Source organism: bacterium, from assembly GCA_018814885.1.
Taxonomy (GTDB): domain Bacteria; phylum Krumholzibacteriota; class Krumholzibacteriia; order LZORAL124-64-63; family LZORAL124-64-63; genus JAHIYU01.
This window is the reverse complement of the sequence record JAHIYU010000108.1, coordinates 1-5,934: the sequence shown is the minus strand read 5'-3', so window position 1 is coordinate 5,934 and position 5,934 is coordinate 1. Positions and strand designations below refer to the sequence as shown.

Here is a 5,934-nt window from a genome sequence, read left to right as displayed (position 1 = left end):
CGCGCGTAGAAGCGCCCCGCCGAGGCGTTGCAGCGCATGAGCCGGTCGGCGGCCCGCGCGGCGCCGCCGAACAGGCCGTGACGGGCGATGGCCAGGCGCGCGTATTCCGAGCAGCTGGGGTGGAAGCGGCAGCGGGCGTGCCGCAGCGAGGAGAGGTAGTGCTGATAGAAGTCCAGGGCCAGGCCGGCCGGATCGCGGGGCGGCTCGCCCGGCTCGTCGGCGCGTCCGTCGGCGAGCCCGTCGCCGGCGGCGGTCAGCAGGACGAGCGCGGCCAACACGACCGTCCTCCATGCCGGCATGGACGACAGGCGCGGGCCGGCGTCGCGATCACAGCCCATTGAACTGGACCGCCAGGCCGAGGCTGAACCCCACCAGGCTCTTGCGGCCTATGTAGTCCAGGGTCAGCGACTTCTCGCGCGCCGATTCCCAGGGGATGACGAAGAAGCGCGCACTGAAGCCGACGAAGACTTCGTGCTCGGTATGCCACAACATGGAGAAGAGCAGGTCTCCCCCCAGGCGCCAGGCCGAGAGCGTCTCCTTGCGGTAGGTCAGGTCCGTCGGCCCCGGCAGTTCGTAGACGTCCAGATCCGCGGACTCCTTGACCCGGTACACGCGGGGGCCCAGCCCCCAGCGCAGGAACAGCCCGCCGGACGCCAGGTTGTGGATCGTGCCGGCCCGCAGGCCGACGTCGAGCAGCCAGAGGTGCGAGATCTGGGGCGACTCGAGCCGGGTCGAGGTCTCGTAGTCGTAGAGCGGGTAGCCCTTGGCCCAGGAAAAAGCGGCGTCGATCCCTATCTCGGCGCTCCCGCCCACGAGGAAGTTGCCGCCCACGCCGAAACGCCCGCCGCCGTGCCGGTACTCGTTCCAGACGTCCGAGGGGCCGCTCCGCCACCAGGACAGATCCAGGACCAGGCCGAAAGCGGCCGGCGTGAAGACCTTCTCGGGAGCGGGCTCGTCGACGTACTGCGCATAGGTCCGTTCCTGCAGCGTGTCGCCGGGCGCCGGCTCCGGCTCGTCCGCCACCAGCGCCGGCGGCTCGACGTAGCCCGTCTCTTCCTCGTCCTCGTCCTCGTCCGAGGACGTGAGCATGCTGATGAAGACGCCTTCGAGGCACGACGAGAAGCAGCTGGAGTCGTCGTCGTCGTCGGAGGCGCTGCGGCTCTCGCCCTTCCTACGGACCTTCTTCTTGGGGACCCGCTCCTTCTCCTGCTCGTCATCGTCGGGGGGCGGTTGGGCCTCGGCGCGCTCCGGCAGGGCGCCCCAGGCCGAACCAGGCAGGGCGGGAGTTTCGGCGTCACCCACCGCCGCCGCGACGGCAGTCGCCGCGGCCTCGACCGCGCGGCTGGAATCGGGAGCGGCCGTCCCGGCGGCCAGGGAGGCCGTCGCGGTCATGAGGCCTATGAGCAGGATGGGAATGCGCGCTGCAGGGAGGGACATATCGGTACCCCTTTGAGTCACCTCTTATTTGGCAATAAGATCAAGGGCGATTTTGAACATACCGCACCAATTTGGGGCGGGTCAAATGATAATCGAACGGGAAAGCCGCTGGGTGCCCACGCCGACGTGTAAGCGCCGGTTCCAAAGCCAGCGCTCTACATCGTTGGACAACATCGCCGGCGCCGAATACCCTGGCATCAGTCCCATCTCTGGCAATATCGGGAAAGGATATCCCGTCATGAATCGAACCATCTCCAAATCGAAATACCTCGCCGGCCTGCAGTGCCCCAAGCTGCTGTGGCACCACTTCAACCGGCGCGACGCCTTCCCCCCCGTCGACGCCGCCACGCAGGCGATCTTCGACGCGGGGCACCAGGTTGGCGACCTGGCGAAGCGTCTGTACCCGGACGGCGTCGAGGTGCCCATGGACTTCGCGGACCTCGGTCGGACCGCCGCCGCGACGAGCGCGCTGCTGCCCGCCCGCCGACCGATCTTCGAGGCCAGCTTCCTGGACGACGGCGTCTATTGCCGGGCGGACATCCTGGTCCCGGCGGACGGCGACGCCTGGGACCTGATCGAGGTGAAGAGCGGCACGGGCGTAAAGCCGCAGAACCTGGCGGACGTGGCCTTCCAGGCCCGCCTGGCCGAACGCGCGCGCGTGAAGCTCCGGCGGCTGCACCTGATGCATATCGACGCGTCGTACGTGCGCCGCGGCGCGGTGGACCCGGCCGGGCTGTTCCATCGCGCCGACGTCACGGACGAGGCGCGGGCCCTGCAGGCCGAGGTGCCGGCGCAGATCGCCGACATGCGCGGCGTGATCGCGGGCGACTGTCCCGACACGCCCCTCGGCCCGCACTGCAAGTCGCCCCACCCCTGCGACCTGTGGCCGATGTGCTCGGCGCACCTGCCGGAGCACCCCGTCCTGGAGCTGTACCGGGCGCGCAAGGAGGCCGTCTTCGCGCTGATCGACCGGGGCGTGCTGGCGCTGACGGACGCGCCCGCCGACGCGCTGAACGGGAAGCAGCTGATCCAGCAGCGGACCGTCGCGTCGGGCCGGGCGCACGTCGAGCCCGGGCCGTTGCGCGCCTGGCTGGAGGGCCTCGCGTATCCCCTCCACTGCCTGGACTTCGAGACGGTGGCCGCGGCCGTGCCGCTCTACGACGGCACGGGTCCTTACCAGCAAGTGCCCTTCCAGTTCTCGCTGCACGTCGTCGAAAGCGAAGGCGCCGCGCCGCGCCACCTCGCGTACCTGGCCGAGACCGCAGAGGATCCGCGGCCGGGATTGATCGAGGCACTGCGGGGGATCGGTCCGACAGGGACGATCCTGGCCTTCAACACGGTTTTCGAACGGGGGGTGCTGCGCGAGCTGGCCGCCGGCTTTCCCGGGCACGCCGCGTTCCTGGACGGGCTGGACGACAGGTTCAGCGACCTGCTCACGCCCTTCCGGAACTTCTGGTACCACCATCCGCAGCAGCGGGGCAGCTGCTCGCTCAAGCACGTGCTGCCGGCGCTGACCGGCCGCGGCTACGCGGGGATGGCGATCGCCGACGGGAACCAGGCCATGCGCGAGTTCCAGCGGGCGGTGTTCGGCGACGTGGACGCGGCAGAGAAACGGCGGGTGCTGGAAGGATTGCGGGAGTACTGCGAGCAGGATACGCAGGCCCTGTTGGAGGTGCTGGGAGTGTTGTCGGCCCTCGCTCCGCGTTAAGCGTCAGCCCGGCGAGAAACCGGGCGAAGGGAATGATCTCTCCGTCGATAATGACCCCAAAGCGTGAATCGGGCTTTCTGTCACGCTGTTTCGGCGATGAACCGCGAAACCGCGATCTACTTCAACAGCACCATCCCCCTGACCGCACGCCGGCCGTCCACCTCCAGCCGGTAGAAGTACGTGCCCGAGGACACCGGCCGCCCGGCCGCATCCCGGCCGTGCCACACGACCCGGTGCGGGCCGGGCCCCCGCTCGCCGTCGATCAGGGTCGTCACCCGCCGGCCGTCGACGGCGTAGACGGCCAGCGCCACGCGGGCGACGGCCGGCAGGTCGAACGAGATCGTGGTCCGGGGATTGAACGGGTTGGGGAAGTTCTGCCGCAGCACCGGGCGCGCCGGCGCCGAGTCGTCGGCCGCCGAGGGCAGGACGAGATCGTTGCTCAGCAGATAGAGGCCGTCCTCCCAATCGCCGACGAGGATCAGGTCACTGGCGGCGGCGATGCCCAGGGCGCCGCCGCCGGTGTCGTAGTACCCCACCTCCGCGATCGCCGGCAGGGACGCGATGTCCAGGACGCGCATCCGTCCCCCGTCCGCCACGTAGGCGTAATCCCCGCAGACGGCGACCTCCTTGCAGTTGGAGAGGCCCGTGTAGTGGGTGACCAGCGCGATGGCGTCCGGGTCCGAGACGTCGAAGACGGTCAGGCCGCGCCAGCCCCGCGAGACGAAGGCGCGGCCGCCGTCGACGGTGACCGCCCAGGAGGTGCCTTCCAGGGAGACGAAGTGGCGCTGGACCGGGTCGGCCGGATCGCTCACGTCGAAGATGCGGAAGCCGGCGATCTGGTCCACCGCGTAGACGAAGTCGCCCGCCACGTCCACGTCCATGGGATAGGAGATCATGCCCCAGCTGCCGACCCCGACCGGCGCGGTGGGATCGGTGACGTCCAGGACGTACAGGCCCCAGTAGCGATCGACTAGGTAGGCGTAGGTCCCCTGCACGGCGACCGACACGGCGCCGGTGCCCAGGGGGTAGGTGGGCGTCTCGTAGTATCCGGCGGGGAACGGGGCGGCCGGATCGCTGACGTCGACGATCTGCAGGTGGCCGGCGTAGCAGGCCACGTAGGCGTAGTCGCCGGCGACGTCGAGGTGGTAGGGAGAGCCCGGCAAGGCGCAGAATCCCATCTCGACGGGGTAGGCGGGCGGCCGGCACCGGACGATCCACAGGCCGTTGGACTCGTCGCTCAGGTAGGCGAAGTTGCCGTGGAGGGCCACCGGCTGCAGCAGTCCGGGCGTCTGGCGGTGATCGATCAGGCCGATCACCGGGGCGCCGGTGACGTCGAGGGCGTAGAGGCCGCCGGCCTGGTCGGCGACGTAGGCGACGTCGCCCGCCAGCGCCAGGCGCCAGGCCTTGCCCGCGGTGTCGCGGTGGCCGACACGGGTGATCGACGGCAGGGCGGACAGGTCGTAGATGCCCAGGCCGTCCCAGTCGTTGGCCACGAAGGCGTAGTCGCCCTGGACGGTGACGTCGTAGCCCACGTCGTTCATCCAGGCGGTGGCGACCTCGCCGGGATCGGCGGGGTCGGAGACGTCCACCACCGCGAAACCGCCGTAGTCGCCGACCAGATAGGCGGTCGTGCCCACGAGGTCCACCGCCCACGGCGGATCGTCGCCGTAGTAGTAGCCGACCAGAGCCGGCGTCGCCGGGGAGCCCACGTCGAGGATCATCAGGCCGGAGTCGTACATGTCGGCCACGTAGGCCAGCCCGCCGGCGACAACGACGTCGGACGGCCGGCAGTCGGTCAGGTAGCTGCCGATCTCGGTCGGATCCGCGGGGTCGCTCGCGTCGATGATGCGCAGCCCGTAGTCGAAGTCGCAGGCGTACACGAGGCTCCCGTCGAGAGCGATCCGGTAGAGGTCCCCGTCGGTCTGCAGCCGGGCGACGACGGCCGGCGCGCGCATGTCGCCGACGTCGACGACCAGCAGGCCCGCCTGGTAGTTCGCCAGGTAGGCGTAGCCGCCGGAGACCTCGATGTCGAAGATCGCCGAAGGGGTGGCGAGCCTGCCCAGCAGATACGGGGAGAACCGGTTGAAGCAATCCCAGATCTCGAGGACGCCGCCGTTGCCGCAGTAGACGATGTGGCCCTCGGCGTGGACGGCGTAGGAGGGGCCGTCGGCCCAGCGGCTCTCGAGCGAGACGTTCAGGGCGTCCCCCGGGGCGGCGGCGGCGGTGGCGGCGGCCAGGGCGGCGGTTATGGCCAGGAGCAAGGGTAGGCGGCAGGTGGCGGACGGGGTATGCATGGCGACTTCTCCCCCGGGTAACTGAGGTTCAGCCCCGAGCGGACGGGCCGGTCGGGGGTGAGGGGCGACGATCAGTGTACACCATGGCGAAGCGGACGTGAATGGGGCCGGTCGGGGATTTCAAGGAGACGGTCGGGGCTGGAGACGTGCTCCGCACGAGAAGGGGCGGGCCCCGAAGGTCCCGCCCTGCGAACGATTCCCCATGTCATCGAATCACGCCCGAGCTGCCGTCACCGGCGTGGAACCGGAACGTGTACTCGTCGCGGGCGCGCCCGTCGGCAGTACGGACCCGCAGGGTGAAATCGTAGTCGCCCGGGGGCAAGGGGATGGTAGCCAGAGGTGGTCCCCAATATTCGGACAGTATGCTAAGGTGGCTCCCGCCCTCAAACGCGAAGGACAGGAGCAATGGCCAAACGACGTTCATTCTCAGCTGAGTTCAAAGCCCGGGTCGCTCTGGAAGCGCTCTCAGGCGCCCACACGCTGGCCGAGCTGGCG

General features: G+C 69.7%; 4 protein-coding genes. 1 reads left to right on the top strand and 3 read right to left on the bottom strand.

Features of this window, described 5'->3' with window-relative positions; genetic code table 11:
- Together yidD and KJ554_07020 are read right to left on the bottom strand one after the other, a co-directional pair.
- Positions 1–299 (bottom strand): membrane protein insertion efficiency factor YidD (gene yidD / locus KJ554_07025; protein MBU0742079.1); only part of this gene is annotated, 299 nt, incomplete at its 3' end.
- A 28-nt stretch (positions 300–327) separates the two neighbouring features.
- Positions 328–1,437 (bottom strand): hypothetical protein, encoded by a 1,110-nt coding sequence (locus tag KJ554_07020; GenBank protein ID MBU0742078.1) that lies wholly within the window; start codon positions 1,435–1,437, stop codon positions 328–330.
- A gap of 238 nt (positions 1,438–1,675) precedes the next feature.
- Here KJ554_07020 and KJ554_07015 point away from each other — a divergent pair, with 238 nt between their 5' ends.
- Complete coding sequence (locus tag KJ554_07015; protein MBU0742077.1) at positions 1,676–3,145, top strand: DUF2779 domain-containing protein; 1,470 nt, start codon at positions 1,676–1,678, stop codon at positions 3,143–3,145.
- Positions 3,146–3,261: 116 nt separating this feature from the next.
- Here the strand turns inward: KJ554_07015 and KJ554_07010 are convergent, their stop codons facing one another.
- The gene (locus tag KJ554_07010) at positions 3,262–5,439 is read right to left on the bottom strand and encodes a hypothetical protein (GenBank protein ID MBU0742076.1); all 2,178 of its coding nucleotides are present in this window, start codon (positions 5,437–5,439) and stop codon (positions 3,262–3,264) included.
- Between the last annotated feature and the right edge of the window lie 495 nt (positions 5,440–5,934).

What these genes read in the sequence shown, in the direction of transcription:
- KJ554_07020 (MBU0742078.1), bottom strand. Translation starts at nt 1,437, where the DNA reads ATGTCCCTCCCTGCAGCGCGCATTCCCATCCTGCTCATAGGCCTCATG.
- KJ554_07015 (MBU0742077.1), top strand. Translation starts at nt 1,676, where the DNA reads ATGAATCGAACCATCTCCAAATCGAAATACCTCGCCGGCCTGCAGTGC.
- KJ554_07010 (MBU0742076.1), bottom strand. Translation starts at nt 5,439, where the DNA reads ATGCATACCCCGTCCGCCACCTGCCGCCTACCCTTGCTCCTGGCCATA.